At 67.9% G+C, this 15570-nt stretch carries 15 protein-coding genes; 14 read left to right on the forward strand and 1 reads right to left on the reverse strand.

Going from position 1 to position 15570, the window contains the following annotated elements:
- Positions 1–33: 33 nt before the first annotated feature.
- Positions 34–1923: a tetratricopeptide repeat protein gene (locus tag ABLE38_RS15265; RefSeq protein ID WP_348975081.1), complete on the forward strand. Its 1890-nt coding sequence runs from the start codon at positions 34–36 to the stop codon at positions 1921–1923.
- A 25-nt stretch (positions 1924–1948) separates the two neighbouring features.
- Positions 1949–3115: a deoxyguanosinetriphosphate triphosphohydrolase gene (locus ABLE38_RS15270; protein ID WP_348975082.1), complete on the forward strand. Its 1167-nt coding sequence runs from the start codon at positions 1949–1951 to the stop codon at positions 3113–3115.
- A 56-nt stretch (positions 3116–3171) separates the two neighbouring features.
- Here the strand turns inward: ABLE38_RS15270 and ABLE38_RS15275 are convergent, their stop codons facing one another.
- On the reverse strand, positions 3172–3447 hold the full coding sequence (locus ABLE38_RS15275) for a hypothetical protein (protein ID WP_348975083.1): 276 nt from the start codon (positions 3445–3447) through the stop codon (positions 3172–3174).
- A gap of 226 nt (positions 3448–3673) precedes the next feature.
- On the opposite strand from ABLE38_RS15275, the gene ABLE38_RS15280 reads away from it, so the two are divergent.
- The 12 genes from ABLE38_RS15280 to ABLE38_RS15335 all read left to right on the forward strand — a co-directional run bounded on the left by ABLE38_RS15280 (position 3674) and on the right by ABLE38_RS15335 (position 15566).
- Positions 3674–5296 (forward strand): DUF1800 family protein, encoded by a 1623-nt coding sequence (locus ABLE38_RS15280; RefSeq protein WP_348975084.1) that lies wholly within the window; start codon positions 3674–3676, stop codon positions 5294–5296.
- Positions 5297–5301: 5 nt separating this feature from the next.
- Positions 5302–6459, forward strand: a complete 1158-nt coding sequence (locus ABLE38_RS15285) for a DUF1501 domain-containing protein (RefSeq protein ID WP_348975085.1) — start codon at positions 5302–5304, stop codon at positions 6457–6459.
- A gap of 323 nt (positions 6460–6782) precedes the next feature.
- Positions 6783–7499 (forward strand): Crp/Fnr family transcriptional regulator, encoded by a 717-nt coding sequence (locus tag ABLE38_RS15290; RefSeq protein ID WP_348975086.1) that lies wholly within the window; start codon positions 6783–6785, stop codon positions 7497–7499.
- Between the two features lie 55 nt (positions 7500–7554).
- Positions 7555–8319, forward strand: coding sequence for a GDSL-type esterase/lipase family protein (locus ABLE38_RS15295; protein WP_348975087.1), 765 nt, complete (start codon positions 7555–7557; stop codon positions 8317–8319).
- 111 nt (positions 8320–8430) lie between these two features.
- Positions 8431–9534, forward strand: a complete 1104-nt coding sequence (locus tag ABLE38_RS15300) for an acyltransferase family protein (protein WP_348975088.1) — start codon at positions 8431–8433, stop codon at positions 9532–9534.
- Positions 9535–9614: 80 nt separating this feature from the next.
- Complete coding sequence (argS, locus tag ABLE38_RS15305) at positions 9615–11336, forward strand: arginine--tRNA ligase (protein ID WP_348975089.1); 1722 nt, start codon at positions 9615–9617, stop codon at positions 11334–11336.
- A gap of 4 nt (positions 11337–11340) precedes the next feature.
- Entirely contained in the window at positions 11341–12072 is a 732-nt protein-coding gene (locus ABLE38_RS15310; protein WP_348975090.1) for an SPOR domain-containing protein, read from the forward strand.
- Between the two features lie 79 nt (positions 12073–12151).
- Positions 12152–13159: a beta-N-acetylhexosaminidase gene (gene nagZ / locus ABLE38_RS15315; protein ID WP_348975091.1), complete on the forward strand. Its 1008-nt coding sequence runs from the start codon at positions 12152–12154 to the stop codon at positions 13157–13159.
- A 61-nt stretch (positions 13160–13220) separates the two neighbouring features.
- Positions 13221–13877 (forward strand): hypothetical protein, encoded by a 657-nt coding sequence (locus ABLE38_RS15320; RefSeq protein ID WP_348975092.1) that lies wholly within the window; start codon positions 13221–13223, stop codon positions 13875–13877.
- 39 nt (positions 13878–13916) lie between these two features.
- On the forward strand, positions 13917–14651 hold the full coding sequence (locus ABLE38_RS15325) for a ScpA family protein (RefSeq protein WP_348975093.1): 735 nt from the start codon (positions 13917–13919) through the stop codon (positions 14649–14651).
- Positions 14648–15256 (forward strand): SMC-Scp complex subunit ScpB, encoded by a 609-nt coding sequence (scpB, locus tag ABLE38_RS15330; protein WP_348975094.1) that lies wholly within the window; start codon positions 14648–14650, stop codon positions 15254–15256. Before ABLE38_RS15325 ends, scpB begins: the two co-directional genes overlap by 4 nt.
- Positions 15257–15329: 73 nt before the next feature.
- Entirely contained in the window at positions 15330–15566 is a 237-nt protein-coding gene (locus tag ABLE38_RS15335) for a twin-arginine translocase TatA/TatE family subunit (protein ID WP_348975095.1), read from the forward strand.
- The last annotated feature ends 4 nt before the right edge of the window (positions 15567–15570 follow it).

Below are 15570 nucleotides of genomic sequence, written 5' to 3' on the forward strand. Positions count from 1 at the left end.
GTTCAGCGCAACGATGCGCAGGTTGGCGGGGACATGAACCGGATACGCTTTATCGGCGCCGCTGCGCTCGCCCTGGTCGCAGCCCAGGCTGCCCCCGCCCTTGCCCAGAGCGAAGTCGTCGCCCAGGCCAATCCCGATGCGGACCGGCTGGCGAACGATATTCGCGCGCTCGCCAGCGATCCGCGCGACGTGCGCATGCTGCTCGATGCGGGGATGACCAGCGCACGGCTGGGCGATACTTCCGCTGCGCTTGCCTTTTTCCAGCGTGCCGAGGCGATAGCGCCGGGCGATCCGCGCATCTCCGCCGGGCGCGGCATGGCGCTGGTGCGGCTCGAGCGGCCGGGCGAGGCGCTGCACCTGTTCCAGACGGCTGAGGCGCGCGGCGTGGATGTGCGCGACTATGCCAGCGACCGCGGCTTCGCCTATGACCTGCTCGGCCAGCCGGCGCTGGCGCAGCGTGACTACAAGCTGGCGCTGAGCGGCGGCGACCGCGACGACGAGACGGTGCGCCGCTACGCGCTGTCGCTCGGCATCGCCGGTGACCGCGAGGAGGCGATGCGCGTGCTCGAGCCGCTGCTTCGCCGCAGCGACCGTGCCGCATGGCGCGCGCGCGCGTTCATCCTCGCGATGAACGGCGATACCGCGGGGGCGGAGAAGATCGCCGCGAGCATGATGCCGGGCACGATGGGGCAGGCACTCTCGCCCTTCTTCCGTCGCCTCGCCGGCCTTGGCCCCGCCGATCGCGCCTTCGCCGTGCATTTCGGCGAGCTTTCGCCGACCCAGGCGCGGCTCGCCGATGCGCGGCTGGCGCCCGAGCTGCCGCGATATGTGCCGGCGCCGCCCAGGCCGGTGCAGCTTGCCGCCGCCCAGCCAGTCGCGGCCCCGATGGCAACCGCGGGCAAGGACCGCCGCTCGCGCAAGGATCGCGAGCGCGACCAGAAGCTCGCCATGGCCGCCGCGGTCCGCCCTGCGCCGGCGCCTGCGCCCGAGCCCGACGACAATCTCCCGCCGCCGCCGCGCTTCGTGCTGCCGCCCACGCCGATCGTGCAGCCGATCCCGGCGCCGAAGCGCGACGAGGAGCCGGTCGAGGTCGCCGAGCGGCCGGCACCCGCGCCGGTTCGCCCCGCACCCGTTCGCCCTGTGCCGGTGCGGCCGACCCCGACGCCCGCGCCCGTGCATGCCGTCGCGATGCCGTCGCGGCCTGCGCCCGAGCCGGCCCAGCCGGTCGTGCTCGCGCGCAGCGAGCCGGTGGTGCAGCCGGTGCGCCCGGCGCCGCGGCCCGAGCCTGCGCCAGCCAAGGTCGGGCAGGAGGATTCGGCGCTCGCCGCGATCGTCGGCGGGATCACCATTCCCGCGGAGGAGCTCGCCACCGTCACGGCGCCGCCGCCCGAGGAGCCCGTTGCCGCGCCTGCGCCGGTACGCGTCGCCGAGGCCAAGCCGGTTCCGGCCAAGCCCAAGCCCGAGCCTGCCGCAGCCAAGCCCGATCCCAAGAAGCCGGACCCCAAGGCCAAGCTCGATCCGAAGGCGAAGCCCGATCCGAAGGCCAAGGCCGACCCCAAGGCCAAGCCGGATGCCGAGGATGGCAAGAAGGGCAAGCTCGATCCCAAGGCGAAGAAGCCCGATCCCAAGAAGCCCGACCCGGCCAAGGCCGATCTGGCGCGCGTCTGGGTGCAGGTGGCGGGTGGTGCCAACGAGGACTCGCTCGCCAAGGCCTGGAAGGCGGTGGTCGCCAAGGCGCCGGCTGCGCTGAAGGGCAAAGCCGCCTGGACGACGCCGCTGCGCGCCACCAACCGCGTGCTCACCGGCCCGTTCAAGACGAGCGCGGAGGCGCAGGCCTTCGTCAACACGCTGGGCAAGGCGGGCGTGTCTGGCTTCGTCTTCACCAGTGAGGCCGGGCAGAAGGTGACCAAGCTGGCGCCATAGAGAAGGGGCTGATAGGAGCCGCCCGGTGAAAGCGATTTCTCCCTGGGCCTCTACCCCCGAAACCAGCCGTGGCCGCCTCCATCCCGAGCCCGGCGGCACCGCCCGGGGGCCGCGCGACGCCTTCCAGCGCGACCGCGACCGGATCATCCACTCGATCAGCTTCCGGCGGCTGCGCCACAAGACCCAGGTGTTCATGGCGCCCGACGGCGACCATTTCCGCGTGCGGCTCACCCACAGCCTCGAGGTCGCGCAGATCGGCCGCGCGATCGCGCGCACGCTCGGGCTCAACGAGGACCTGACCGAGGCGCTCTGCCTGGCGCACGATATCGGCCATCCGCCCTTCGGCCATGCCGGCGAGAAGGCGCTGGGCGAGGCGCTGGCGGCGCAGGGCGGGTTCGATCACAACGGCAACACGCTGCGCACGCTGACCACGATCGAGCGGCCCTATCCGGCCTGGGACGGGCTCAACCTCAGCTGGGAGATGCTCGAGGGCCTGGCCAAGCACAATGGCCCGATCGCGCATCCCGAATGGGCGCTGGCCGAGGCGGACCGGCAATTCCCGCTCGAGCTGGAAAGCTGGGCCTCGCTCGAGGCGCAGGTCGCCGCGATTGCCGACGACATCGCCTATGACAATCACGACATCGACGACGGCTTGCGCGCGGGGCTGCTCCAGCTCGACCAGCTGTTCGAGCTGCCGATGGTCGCCGATGGCTGGCGCGAGGTGGAGGCCAAGTTCCCCGGCTGCGAGCGCCGCCGGCTGATCAGCGAGCTGATCCGCGCCCAGATCGGCGCGATGGTCAACGACCTGATCGACGCGACGGGCAAGCGCATCGCCGAAAGCGGCGTCGAGACGGTGGCGGACGTGCGTGCAGCCGGCCGGGTGCTGGCGCATTTCTCCGACGGGATGCGCGAGGCGGAACGCGGGCTCAAGCGCTTCATGTACGCCAATCTCTACCACCATCCGAGCCAGCTCGCCGCGGCCGATGCGGCGCACACGGTGGTGGCGGGGCTGTTCGCGGCCTATCGCGCCGATCCGAAGCTGATGCCCGAGGAATGGAGCGCCGCACTGCCCGAGGCGGAGCCTGCACGCAGCCGCCACATCGCCGATTTCATCGCGGGCATGACCGATCGCTACGCCATTGCGCGCTACCGCGAGCTGATCGGCAGGATCGAGTTGCCCGAAGGCTTCTGAACGCGAGAAAGGCCGGAGCTGGGCCCCGACCTTCCACAAATCGCTGGAAACGATCCTTAGCGCGTGGCGACCTGCGTCAGCGCCTTGCCCTTGGGAGCGCGGAACGAGACGCGCGTGTCGTTCACATACCCGTCGACCCAGCCATTCTTGACCGACAGGCGGAAGTCGCCGCCGTTACCGGTGCGGCCCTGGAGGACCTGGACACCATTCTTCTGCGTCACCGTATAGGTATAGGTCACGCCTTCATGGGTGAAGGTGCGGTCACCGGCGAACGCGGCCGGCGCAGTGAAGGTCAGGACTGCGGCAGCAGCCGCGAAAAGGAATTTCGTCACGATCTTTCTCCTTGTTGATAAAGAGCCAGATCGGCATCCAATTTGTTATGTTCTTGCGGACCCTTTTGTTGCGACGCAGCAAAATCGGCAACCGCAAAGGCCGGGCAGGGCGATTGCACAAAACGCAAGCGGCGAGCCGAGCCAATGTTTCGACGGATCGAAAACGTGGCAAACTTCTGCGACAGTTTGTGCGTAGTCAGGAAATATTGTCACAGGGGATGTCGCAATGACGGACGCGAGTATCGCTCTCAATCGCTTCGGGCTCGGCGCCAGGCCGGGCGAGGATCCCGGCAGCGATCCCCGCAAATGGCTGGCCGCCCAGATCGAGAGCTTCGATCCTCGGCCCGAGGCGATCGCGTCGCAGGTGCCCAGCACCCAGGTGGCGCGCGATCTGGCCGATTTCTACGAGCAGCAGCGGCTGCTCCGCCAGGCTGCGGGCCCCAAGGCCCAGCAGGGCGCGGTTCCGTCCAGGCCGGCAGTAGCCCAGCCGCCGATGGCGGGTGGCGCGGCGATGCAGGACATGCAGTCCGCGGCTCCTGCGATGCAGCCGGGCACGATGCAGGGCGGCTCCATGCAGGACGGCATGAGCGCGCAGCCCGCCGGGGCGCGCATCCAGGCCAAGCCAGGGGCCGCCGGCAAGCCGCTCTATGAAGGCGAGGATGCCGCGATGCTGGCCCGGCGCGAGGCGCGGCGGGTGCAGCAGCAGATCTATGTCGGCATGGTCTCGGCGCGCGCGCTCACCGCGATCAACTCGCCGACGCCGTTCGCCGAGCGGCTCACGCATTTCTGGGCGAACCATTTCGCCGTCTCGGCCGACAAGCTCGAGCTGGTCGGCATGTGCGGCACGCTCGAGTTCGAGGCGATCCGCCCGCACGTGATGGGCAAGTTCGGCGACATGCTCAACGCCGTCGAGCGGCACCCCTCGATGCTGCTCTATCTCGATCAGGCGGTGTCGATCGGGCCGAACAGCCCCGCCGGCCAGATCGCGGCACGCCGGCAGGCGAAGAACCGCTCGGGCCTCAACGAGAATCTCGCGCGTGAGATCATGGAGCTCCACACGCTCGGCGTGCGCAGCGTCTACACCCAGGCGGACGTGACCGAGTTCGCCCGCGCGATGACCGGCTTCACCATTGCCGGGATCGGCCGCGGTGCCGGCGCGCGCTATGCCGGCACCGCCGAGGGCGAGCCCGGCACCTTCGTCTTCGCCGACCGGCTGCACGAGCCGGGCACGCGCACGATCCTGGGCAAGCAGTGGAGCCAGCAGGGCGAGGCGCAGGCTGCCGCGGTGCTCAACTTCTTCGCCACCCATCCGGCGACCGCGCACCATATCGCCACCAAGCTCGCCCGCCATTTCGCCGCGGACGATCCGCCCCCCGCGCTGGTTGCCAAGCTCGAAAAGGCGTTCCTCTCCTCAGGTGGCGACTTGCCGACCGTCTACCGCGCGCTGATCAATGCGCCCGAATGCTGGGCGCCCCAGCCGGCCAAGTTCAAGTCGCCCTGGGAATGGTCGATCTCTGCGATGCGCGCGCTCGGCACCAAGCAGGTCCAGGCGAACGCGGTGAACGGGCTGATGGGCCAGCTCGGCCAGCCGACCTGGAAGCCAGGCTCGCCGGCGGGCTGGGACGACGTCGCCGGCGCCTGGGCCGGCCCCGATGCGGTGATGCGCCGGGTCGAGGCGGCCGAGCGGATGGCGCAGCGCGCCAAGGACACGATCGACGCCCGCCAGCGCGCCGCCGAGCTGTTCCCCGGCGCGCTCAGCCCCGCCACCGCCCAGTCGATCGCCCGCGCCGAAAGCCCGGGCCAGGGCCTTGCCCTGATGCTCGTCTCGCCCGAATTCATGCGGAGGTAAGCCCGATGACCGCACTTTCCCGTCGCAATTTCGTGGGGCTCGGCGCTTCCGCCGTCCTCGCCACCGCCTTCGGTTCGCGCATCGCCTTTGCCCGCGCGGCGACCGAGCGACGCTTCGTCTTCATCATCCAGCGCGGCGCCGCCGACGGCCTGCATACCGTCGCCCCGGTGGGCGATCCGGCCTATGTCAGCCAGCGCGGCCAGCTGGCCGAGGATTTCGCCGCCGCGCCCAAGCTCAACGACATGTTCGCGCTGCACCCGGCGATGAAGAACATCCACGGGCTCTATGGCGCCAAGCAGGCGCTGTTCCTCCACGCCGTCGCCTCGCCCTATCGCGACCGCTCGCATTTCGACGGGCAGAACGTGCTCGAGACCGGCGGAACCTCGGCCTACCAGCTCAAGGACGGCTGGCTGAACCGCCTGCTCAGCATGCTGCCGGCCGACGACAAGGCGATCGCGCTTGCCGCGACCATCCCGATGGCGCTGCGCGGCGGGGTCGAGGTGGCGAGCTATGCGCCGTCGTCGCTGCCCGACGCATCGGACGACCTGCTGATGCGCGTCAGCCAGATGTACCAGGGCGACCAGCAGCTGCACGGCATCTGGGAACAGGCGACCGCCACCCGCATGCTCACCGGCGATCTCGTCTCCGACAATGGCAAAAACGCCGCCGATACCGGCGCGCTCGCGGCCAAGATGCTCTCTGCGGCGAACGGCTCGCGCATCGCGATGATCGAAACCGGCGGCTGGGATACGCATGCCGGGCAGAAGGGGCGGCTGGCCGGCCAGCTCAACGGACTCGATAAGATGGTCGGCGAGCTGCAGAAGGGGCTCGGGCCGCTGTGGAACAACACGGTGGTGCTCGTCGCTACCGAGTTCGGTCGTACGGTGAAGATCAACGGCACCCAGGGCACCGATCACGGCACCGGCTCGTGCGCGATGCTGATGGGCGGCGCGGTCAATGGCGGCAAGGTGCTCGCCGACTGGCCGGGGCTGGCCGATGCCGCACTCTACGAGAATCGCGATCTCAAGCCCACCACCGGGCTCGACACGCTGATCGGCTCGGCGGTCGCCAGCCATTTCGACCTCAACCCGCTGACGACCACCAAGAAGCTGTTCCCTGACGTGCAGGCGGCGCGGCCGCTTCAGGACCTGGTGCACGCCTGATAGGCTTGGACCCCAATCCCCCCGGCGCGATCGCCGGGGGGACCCCCGCTAGGGCGTGGATCAGTACAGGCGTCCAGCGCCGACCAGAATGCGATCGGACAAGACCTGCTGGAGCAAAGCGGCGCTCACGGGACGAGGCAGCGATCGGGCGACGAAAACCTAATATCAATTAGCGTCCGAGATTAATAACCCAGAGACAGGCCCGGCGCCTTGGTCTAGGTTAAGCTTACCATCGGTCAGATATTTGGCCGCCGATGGCTGAGAGATGCGATGCGCTCCCGTCAGAACCGGAGCGGAATTTGACACTCTCTGCGCTCTCGCCGATGCTGGAAAAGCTTCAATTGTGGCTTCCGCTCGACGAGCAGGACCAAGAGGCGGTATGCGCGCTTCCGCACACGCTGCGTACCTTGCGCGCCCACGAATATATTGTGCGCGAAGGCGATCGGCCCACCCATTGCTGCCTGTTGCTGTCGGGCTATGCGATCCGCCACAAGATCGCCGGCAGCGGCGATCGCCAGATATTCTCGGTCCATATGAAGGGCGATGTGGTCGATCTCCACAACTCGATCCTCCGGCGCTCCGATCACAATATCCAGGCGCTGACCACAGCCGAGGTCGCGATGATCCCGAACGGTGCGATCAAGCAGATCGCCGCCGAGCTGCCGATGGTCGGGCAAGCGATGTGGTACGAGACCCTGGTCGACGCGGCGATCTTCCGTGAATGGACGCTCAATGTCGGCCGCCGCGATGCGCGCGCCCGGACCGCGCATCTGCTCTGCGAGTTCAGCGTGCGGCTCACGGTCGCGGGCCTGGGCACCGACCGCGACTTCATCCTGCCGATGACGCAGGAGCAACTGGCCGATGCGCTGGCGCTGACCAGCATCCACATCAACCGGACGCTGAAGGGACTGGAGCAGGACGGGCTGATCGAGCGGACCAAGCGCGAGATCCGGATCATCGACTTCGAGCAGCTTTCGCGGATCGGCGATTTCAATGCCGGTTATCTGCACCTCGATCGCATTCCGCGCAGCGTGCAGTAACGCCTTGATAAGACGCGTTCCCGCGCAAACCAGGCTTTAACGTTCACCTTGCTATGTGCGCCTTGTCGCATATCGAGGATGGAAGCTGCCCACGTCTCCGCCATCGCAAAAGCCGCTGCGCACCGCGCTTGCCGCGCTCGGCAAGTGCCTGATCGCGCTCGCGGTGTTCGCCGGCATCTTCGGCGGCTGGATGTGGATGAAGGCGCGCGAGCCGCTGCCCGGCGCCTCGGCGCGCGAAGGCGCCTGCGTGCTGTGGTTCGTCGGCAGCTCGTCGATGAGCCGCTGGAACACGCTGCAGAACGACCTGCGCCCCTGGATCGCGCAGAACCGTGGCATCGGCGGCGCGACCATGGCCGAGATCAACCTGCATTTCGAGCATGACCAGGCCAAGCACAGGCCACAGGCGATCATCTATTATGCCGGCGACAATGATCTCGCCTTTGGCCGCACGGTCGACGAGACGATCGCGGACCTGCGCGACTTCCTGCGGATCAAGACGCAGCTCTTCGGCCAGACGCCGGTGTTCCTCATCTCGCTCAAGCCGAGCCCGACGCGCTGGGACCACCGCGCCCAGCAGGTGCAGTTCAACGCCGCCGCCCGCGCGATCGCCGATGCCCAGAGCGACGTTGCCTATGTCGACACGGTGCCGCTGCTGCTCGAGCAGGGGAAGCCGGGGCCGTTCTTCAACGAGGACGGGCTGCACCTCAACGACGAGGGCTATCGCCGCTGGAAGATCGCGCTGCGCCACGCGATGAGCGAGGCGATGCCGATCAACGTGCTCAAGAAGTGCGACCCGGGGATGCTCCAGCCCACCGCTTGATTCTTACCGCGGTTTAAACCATTTCGGTTCGATAGCGGAACAACTGCTTAAGTATTTTAACCTAGGTCACGTCGCATCGAACTGCATGTTTGGTTGCGTGAGGGGGCGTAGGTGCAAGGCGAGCGGATTGCCGGCCTGGACAATTGGCGTGCACTGCTGATGCTCGCGGGCATTTTCCTGCATGCCACCAGCGTGCAGGACATCCAGCTGCCGCTGTTCGTGCTGATCGCCAAGATGTCCGCCAATTTCCGCATGGGCACGTTCTTCGCGGTGGCCGGGCTGCTCAGCCTCTATGCGGTCCGCAAGCGCGGTGCCGATGCGTGGCTGGCGCGGCGGCTTTTCCAGATCGGCGTGCCGACGATCTTCGGACTGTTCTTCCTGAGCCCGCTAATGAGCGCGATCTTCGCCTGGCACAAACTCGGGCTGGCGATGCCCGGGATCGCCGAGCTCGGCTGGTGGCATTTCTGGTTCCTGGTCGACCTGCTCGTCTATGCCCCGCTCACCTGGTGGCTCTACCGCACCGACCAGACGCATGGCCTGTTCGTCCGTATCGATCGCTGGGCGGAGCGGCAGCGGCCCTCGCCGACGCTGATCATCCTCGCGCTGGGCGTGCTGTCGAGCCTCAACGTGCTGCTGGTCGGCCGGCTGGCGGCGATGGCGGGGCCGCTCGGCGATCCCGTCTGGGCGCTGCACCAGGTGGTGGGCTATGTGCCGCTCTATGGCTTTGGCGTGATGCTTGCCGGATCGCCTGCGCTGTTCCGGCGGATGACCGCGCGCAGCGGGCCGGCGTTCAACGTGCTGATCCTCGTCCTCGTGCTGTGCTCGGCATCGCGGCTGCTGCCGGGCAATGGCGCAGGCCTGTTCGACACGCCGGCGAGCCCGCTCAACGTGGTGACCGCCTGCCTGTGCCCGCCCGCGGTGACGGTGCTGATCCTGCGCTCGGCGATGGCGATGCGCGAGACGCCGGTGCTGTTCCGGCGCATCGCCGACGGCGCCTTCACTATCTACATGGTGCACTTCCCGATCATCCTGCTGATCGACTTGCTCATCGATCCGCTGCGGCTCAATCCCTATGCCGGCTATGCGCTCACCGTGGGGCTGGCGGGGTGGCTCTCCTATCTGGTGCACCGCCTGGTGGTGCGCCGTTCGCCCTTCGCCGCGATGTTGCTCAACGGCATCCAGCCGGGCAAGGTGCGCGCAGTGGCGGCCGAATAGCGGCTTCCTATATTCAGCGCTGTGGCATCGCGCCGCCGCATCCGCTAAGGCGCCCGCTTCCTTCCTAGCTGGAACCCTGAATGACGCTCTACGCCCGTTTCGCCGCGCATCTGAACCTTGCCCTGGATGCGCTCGTCCTCGCCGGTGACCTGCCTGCGGGGCTGGAGCGACGCGCAGTCACGGTGGAGCCGCCGCGCGACGCATCGCACGGGGACCTGGCGACCAACGCCGCGATGGTGTTGGCGAAGCCCGCCGGCACCAACCCGCGCGCGCTCGCCGAGAAGATCGGCGCCGAGCTGGAGAAGCTGGACGAAGTCGCTTCGGTCTCGATCGCGGGCCCGGGCTTCATCAATCTGACGCTGACCGACGACACCTGGCGCGGCGAGCTGATGGCGATCCTCGATGCCGGCGACGACTATGGCCGCTCGACCGTGGGCGCCGGCACGACCGTCAACGTCGAATATGTCTCGGCCAATCCGACGGGGCCGATGCACATGGGCCATTGCCGCGGCGCGGTGGTGGGCGATGCGCTGGCGTCCTTGCTCGAATTCGCCGGGCACAAGGTGATCCGCGAATATTATGTCAACGATGCCGGCGGCCAGGTCGACGTGCTCGCCCGCTCGGCGCATCTGCGCTACCGCGAAGCGCTCGGCGAGACGATCGAGATCCCCACTGGTTTCTATCCGGGCGACTATCTGAAGCCCGTCGGCGAGAAGCTCGCTGCCGAGTTCGGCGACAAGTACGTCCATGCGCCGGATAGCGAGTGGCTGGTGCTGTTCCGCCAGATCGCGGTCGCCGCGATGATGGACCTGATCCGCGCCGACCTCGCGCTGCTCGGCATCCATCACGACCTGTTCTCGTCCGAGGCCGAGCTCCAGGCCGCGGGCAAGCCGGAGCAGGCCGAAGCCTGGCTGCGCGAGCGCGGCTTCGTCTATGACGGCGTGCTCGAGGCGCCGAAGGGCGAGACGCCCGAGGATTGGGAGCCGGTCGAGCTGCCGCTGTTCCGCTCGACGCAGTTCGGCGACGATCAGGATCGCCCGATCAAGAAGTCGAACGGCGCCTGGACCTATTTCGGCGCCGATCTCGCCTATCACTTCCAGAAGGCGCAATCGGCCGACGCGCTGATCGACATCTGGGGCGCGGACCATGCCGGCACGGTCAAGCGCATCGTCGCCGCGGTGCAGGCGCTGACCGGCGGCGAGACCAAGTTCGACGTCAAGCTGGTCCAGATGGTCCGGCTGATGCGTAACGGCGAGCTGGTGAAGATGGGCAAGCGCGCGGGCAATTTCGTCACGCTGGCGGATGTGGTGAACGAAGTCGGCAAGGACGTCGTCCGCTTCACCATGCTCACCCGCAAGGCCGATGCCCAGATGGACTTCGATTTCGCCAAGGTGGTCGAGGCATCGAAGGACAATCCGGTGTTCTACGTCCAGTATGCGCATGCCCGCGTCGCATCGCTCGGCCGGCGCACCGCGGAGGCCGGGATCGCGTGTGCCAATGTGGACCTGTCTCTGCTTGATACACAGGAGCTGCGGCTGGTGCAGGCCGCCGCGCAGTTCCCGCGCATCGTCGAGGCAGCTGCATCGGCGCGCGAGCCGCACCGAATTGCGTTCTATCTCTACGACTTGGCGGCTGAACTCCATTCGCTGTGGAATCTCGGCAAGGACGATGCGAGCCGTCGCTTCCTGATCGCGGATCAGGCTGGGTTAACCTGCGCGCGGCTTTATCTGGCGCGTGCTATCGGGCAGATTATCCGCAATGGCCTTCGCATCATGGGCGTAGAGGCCGTCCAGGAGATGTAAGCGAATGAATATGCGTGGGGGGGAGGCCGGCTTCGGAGACGATGATCGCCTTCCCTGGCTGGAGACGGTGGAGGAGGATTACCGCGAGGGTCCGTCCTTTGGCCGCATCCTGCTGCTGATCCTGCTGCTCCTCGCCGTGATCGGCGCGGGGGCGTTCGGCTATTACTGGTATCAGAAGCAGCAGAGCCTGGTCGGCAATGGCGAGCTGATCGCGGCGCCGGCGGGCGACTACAAGGTCAAGCCCGACGAGCCCGGCGGCATGAAGGTGGACGGCGAGGGCGACACCGTCTTCGCGACCAGCCAGGGCAATGCCGGCAATTCGAGCATCGACGTGGGTGCGCTTCCCGAAGCCCCGGTCGAGGGCAAGAAGGTTGCCGACAAGGGCGTGTCGCTGACCGGGGAGAAGGACGCCAAGGTCGCGATCCCGTCCGGCGCCAGCACGCCGGCGGCGCCGAAGAAGCTGCCGGCGATCGCCGCGCCTGCCGCACCGGCGGCGGGATCGGGCGCGCTGATCCAGCTCGGCGCCTTCCCCGACGAAGGTGGCGCCAATGCCGCCTGGGCACGGCTGTCGAAGCGCTTTTCCTATCTCGCGCCGCTCGGCAAGTCGGTCGAGCGCGGCGAGAAGGATGGCAAGGCGGTGTTCCGCCTGCGCGTGAACACCGGCTCGAACAGCCAGGCCCGCGAGCTGTGCGGCAAGCTCAAGGTCGCCGGCGAGAATTGCTACGTGGCGAATTGATCCCGGCCATGCCGCGGGTGCATGGCCGATAAAGGGGGAGGGGCTTATCCGGCGCCCTCCCTTTCGCTAAGACGCCCGCATGAAGCCAGTCATCTTCGGCGTATCCGGCCTGTCGCTCACGGCCGAGGAGCGCGATTTCTTCCGTGATGCCGATCCGCTCGGCTACATCCTGTTCAAGCGCAATTGCGAGAGCCGCGACCAGATGCGCGCGCTCACCGAGGAATTGCGCACGCTCTCCGGCCGCGCCGACCTGCCGATCCTGATCGACCAGGAAGGCGGCCGGGTCAGCCGGATGGTGCCGCCGGTGTGGCCGGCCTTTCCGGCGGGCGAGGTGTTCGGCAAGCTCTACGACATCGCGCCGATCTCCGCGATCGAGGCGGCGCGGGCCAATTACCACGCGCTCGGGATGATGCTCGCCGAAGTGGGCGTCACCGTCGACTGCGCGCCGTTGCTCGATGTGGTGACGCCCGAAGTCACCCAGGCGATCGGCGATCGCGCGTTCGGCAGCGAGCCGATGCGCGTCGCGGCGCTCGGCCAGGCCTGTGTCGAGGGCCTGCGCCGCGGCGGCGTCGTCGGCGTGGTCAAGCATATGCCGGGGCACGGCCGCGCGCTGGTCGACAGCCATCTTGAGCTGCCGCGCGTCAAGGTGGACGAGGCGGCTCTGGCACAGGACATCGCGCCCTTCCACGCGCTGAAAGACGCGCCGATGGGCATGACCTGCCACGTTGTGTTCGAGGCCTGGGACGCCGAGCGCCCCGCCACGCTCTCACCCAAGGTGATCCAGGAGATCATCCGCACCCGCATCGGGTTCGACGGGCTGCTGATGACCGACGACATCGACATGAAGGCGCTGTCGGGCACGCCAGGCGAGAAGGCGACCCAGGCGCTGGCTGCGGGCTGCGACGTGGTGCTCGATTGCTGGGCGCGGATGGACGAGATGATCGAGATCACCGGCCTGCTCCCCGATGCCACGCCCGAATGCGTCGAGCGGCTCGATCGCGCGATGGCAACGACCGGCGCCGACGAGCCCGAGGCGGACTTCGCCGAACTCGTGGCAAAACGGGACGCGCTGCTCGCTCAGCTCTGATTCATTTGGATTGGCGTAGCTTCGATTCTTCCTGCATCTTCACTCGCAGGGGAGCGAGCCAATGCGGCTTCGGGATTATGCGTGGCGCCGCGCCGGAAAGGGCGAGGCGGTCGAGTTCGTGGCGGTGCTGAACGGGCAGGTGCGCCCGTCGCCGCTCGACAGCAACACGGTGCAGCTCTGGTCTGCGCCGCTGCCCTTCTATGCCGATACCGAACTGGTCCGTATCGTCGACCAGAGCCGCGGTGCGCCCAATGCGCGGCTGGCGCTGTCGGCGGGCGGCCAGGCGGTGCTGCTCGATCACAGCAACGTGCCGATCTACCGGCACAATGCCCGGGTCGGCATGCGGATCTCCGCCGCGAACGCCGCCGCCTATGCCGCCTTCTTCTTCGATCATGTCGGCGGCGCGCATGGGCGCTTCCTGATCGTCGAATCGGCGCGCGAGCTTGCCTGGCAGCCCGATGCCGATCCCGCCGCGATCGCCTCCGCCGCGCTGGAGATTCGCCCGGTGACGTTGCGCGGGGTGGAAAAGGACGCGTTCCTGCTCAGCGCCACGGTGGTGTTCAAGACCGGGCTGTTCCACGGCGAGATCCGCGTCGCGCCCGATGGCCGGGTGGACATGCTGAGCGAGGCGGTGCTCGTCGATCGGCTGCCGGTCCGGCCCGATTGCACCAAGGCGACCGATCCCTTCCACGCCGCTTCCGAAGGCCAGCTCTATTGAGCCGGTGACTTCTGCCGCGCGGGCTGCTTAGATCGATCGATGGACGTCGAGACTGCGGACAGGTTGAAGATCGATATCGACGGCTGGGAAGGGCCGCTCGACCTGCTGCTGACGCTTGCGCGCACGCAGAAGGTCGACCTGCGCCAGATCTCGATCCTCCAGCTCGTCGAGCAATATCTCGGCTTCGTGAACGAGGCGCGCGAGCTGAAGCTCGAGCTTGCCGCCGATTATCTCGTGATGGCCGCCTGGCTGGCCTATCTCAAATCGGCGCTGCTGCTGCCGCGCAACCCCGAGGAGACGCCGAGCCCCGAGGAGCTGGCGCTGCGGCTGCAGCTGCGGCTCGAGCGGCTCAACGCGATGCGCGAGGCCGGCGCTCGGCTGATGGCGCGCGACCGCACCGGCCGCGATAATTTCTTCCGCGGCGCGCCCGAGGGCCTGCGCGTGCTGCGCAAGGCACGCTGGGAAGCGGAGATCTACGACCTGATTTCCGCCTATGGCAGGATCAGCGCGCGCACCCGGCCGGTGATGCACGTCGTCGCGCACCGCGACGTGATGACGCTGGAGGCGGCGATCGAGCGCGTTTCGAAGCTGATCGGCGCGCGGATCGACTGGAGCACGCTTCAGTCCTTCCTGCCCGAGGATGCCAGCGGCCCCTATGCCAAGTCGGCACTCGCCTCGTCCTTCGTCGCTGCGCTCGAGCTGGCCAAGCAGGGGCGGGTGGAACTCAAGCAGAAATCGGCCTTTGCGCCGCTCTATCTCAAGGCAATTGCATGACCCCTGAAGACGCCGCGTCGCGCGCGGTGGAGGCGGTGCTGTTCGCCTCCGAGACCCCGATGAACCTGGACGAGATCCGCGCCCATGTCGGCCCGGAGATGGACGTGCGGGCGGCGCTCGCCGCTCTCGAGGCGCTCTATGCCGGGCGCGGGATCGAGCTGGTCCGCCGCGGCGACCGCTGGCATTTCCAGACCGCCGCCGATCTCGCCCATCTGCTCCGCCGCGACCGCGAGGAGAGCCGCAAGCTCAGTCGCGCGGGCATCGAGACGCTGGCGATCATCGCCTATCACGAGCCGGTGACCCGCGCCGAGATCGAGGCGATCCGCGGCGTGCAGATCTCCAAGGGTACGATCGACGTGCTGATGGAAGCCGGCTGGGTGCGGCCCGCCGGGCGCCGCGAAGTGCCCGGGCGGCCGCTGATGTATGCCACCACCGGCGGCTTCCTCACCCATTTCGGCCTTGCCAGCCGCCGCGACTTGCCGGGCATCGACGATCTCAAGGCGGCCGGCCTGCTCGATCCGGTCGATCTCGCGATGGAAGCGCTGGGCGAGGGCGGCGACGAGCCGGAGCCGGCCGAAATCGAAACTGTCACGGACGACGAATAGGGGCTCCCGGCGCTTGGGCATTGCCGCAGGTGCGCGCGAAGCCTAGATACAGCCAGATTCGAGGAGATTTGTAATGGGTAGCATGAGCCTGGTGCACTGGCTGATCGTCGGTGTCTTCGTTATCCTCCTGTTCGGCGGCACGCGCTTCTCGAACATGATGGGTGACGTCGCCAAGGGCATCAAGCAGTTCAAGAAGGGCATGTCGGAGGACGACGACGACAAGCCGGCGCCGACCCGCATCGAGGGCAAGTCCACGCCCGAGCCGACGGTGCAGCGCGAGGCGGAACCCGCCCGCGAAGAGCAGCGCTGACCTT

The sequence above is a fragment of the Sphingomonas sp. KR3-1 genome (assembly GCF_040049295.1).
Classification (GTDB): Bacteria; Pseudomonadota; Alphaproteobacteria; order Sphingomonadales; family Sphingomonadaceae; genus Sphingomonas.

Coding starts and splice junctions, on each gene's coding strand:
- ABLE38_RS15285 (WP_348975085.1), top strand. CDS start 5,302: ATGACCGCACTTTCCCGTCGCAATTTCGTGGGGCTCGGCGCTTCCGCC.
- ABLE38_RS15320 (WP_348975092.1), top strand. CDS start 13,221: ATGCGGCTTCGGGATTATGCGTGGCGCCGCGCCGGAAAGGGCGAGGCG.
- ABLE38_RS15335 (WP_348975095.1), top strand. CDS start 15,330: ATGGGTAGCATGAGCCTGGTGCACTGGCTGATCGTCGGTGTCTTCGTT.
- ABLE38_RS15325 (WP_348975093.1), top strand. CDS start 13,917: ATGGACGTCGAGACTGCGGACAGGTTGAAGATCGATATCGACGGCTGG.
- nagZ (WP_348975091.1), top strand. CDS start 12,152: ATGAAGCCAGTCATCTTCGGCGTATCCGGCCTGTCGCTCACGGCCGAG.
- ABLE38_RS15280 (WP_348975084.1), top strand. CDS start 3,674: ATGACGGACGCGAGTATCGCTCTCAATCGCTTCGGGCTCGGCGCCAGG.
- ABLE38_RS15290 (WP_348975086.1), top strand. CDS start 6,783: ATGCTGGAAAAGCTTCAATTGTGGCTTCCGCTCGACGAGCAGGACCAA.
- argS (WP_348975089.1), top strand. CDS start 9,615: ATGACGCTCTACGCCCGTTTCGCCGCGCATCTGAACCTTGCCCTGGAT.
- ABLE38_RS15310 (WP_348975090.1), top strand. CDS start 11,341: ATGAATATGCGTGGGGGGGAGGCCGGCTTCGGAGACGATGATCGCCTT.
- scpB (WP_348975094.1), top strand. CDS start 14,648: ATGACCCCTGAAGACGCCGCGTCGCGCGCGGTGGAGGCGGTGCTGTTC.
- ABLE38_RS15265 (WP_348975081.1), top strand. CDS start 34: ATGAACCGGATACGCTTTATCGGCGCCGCTGCGCTCGCCCTGGTCGCA.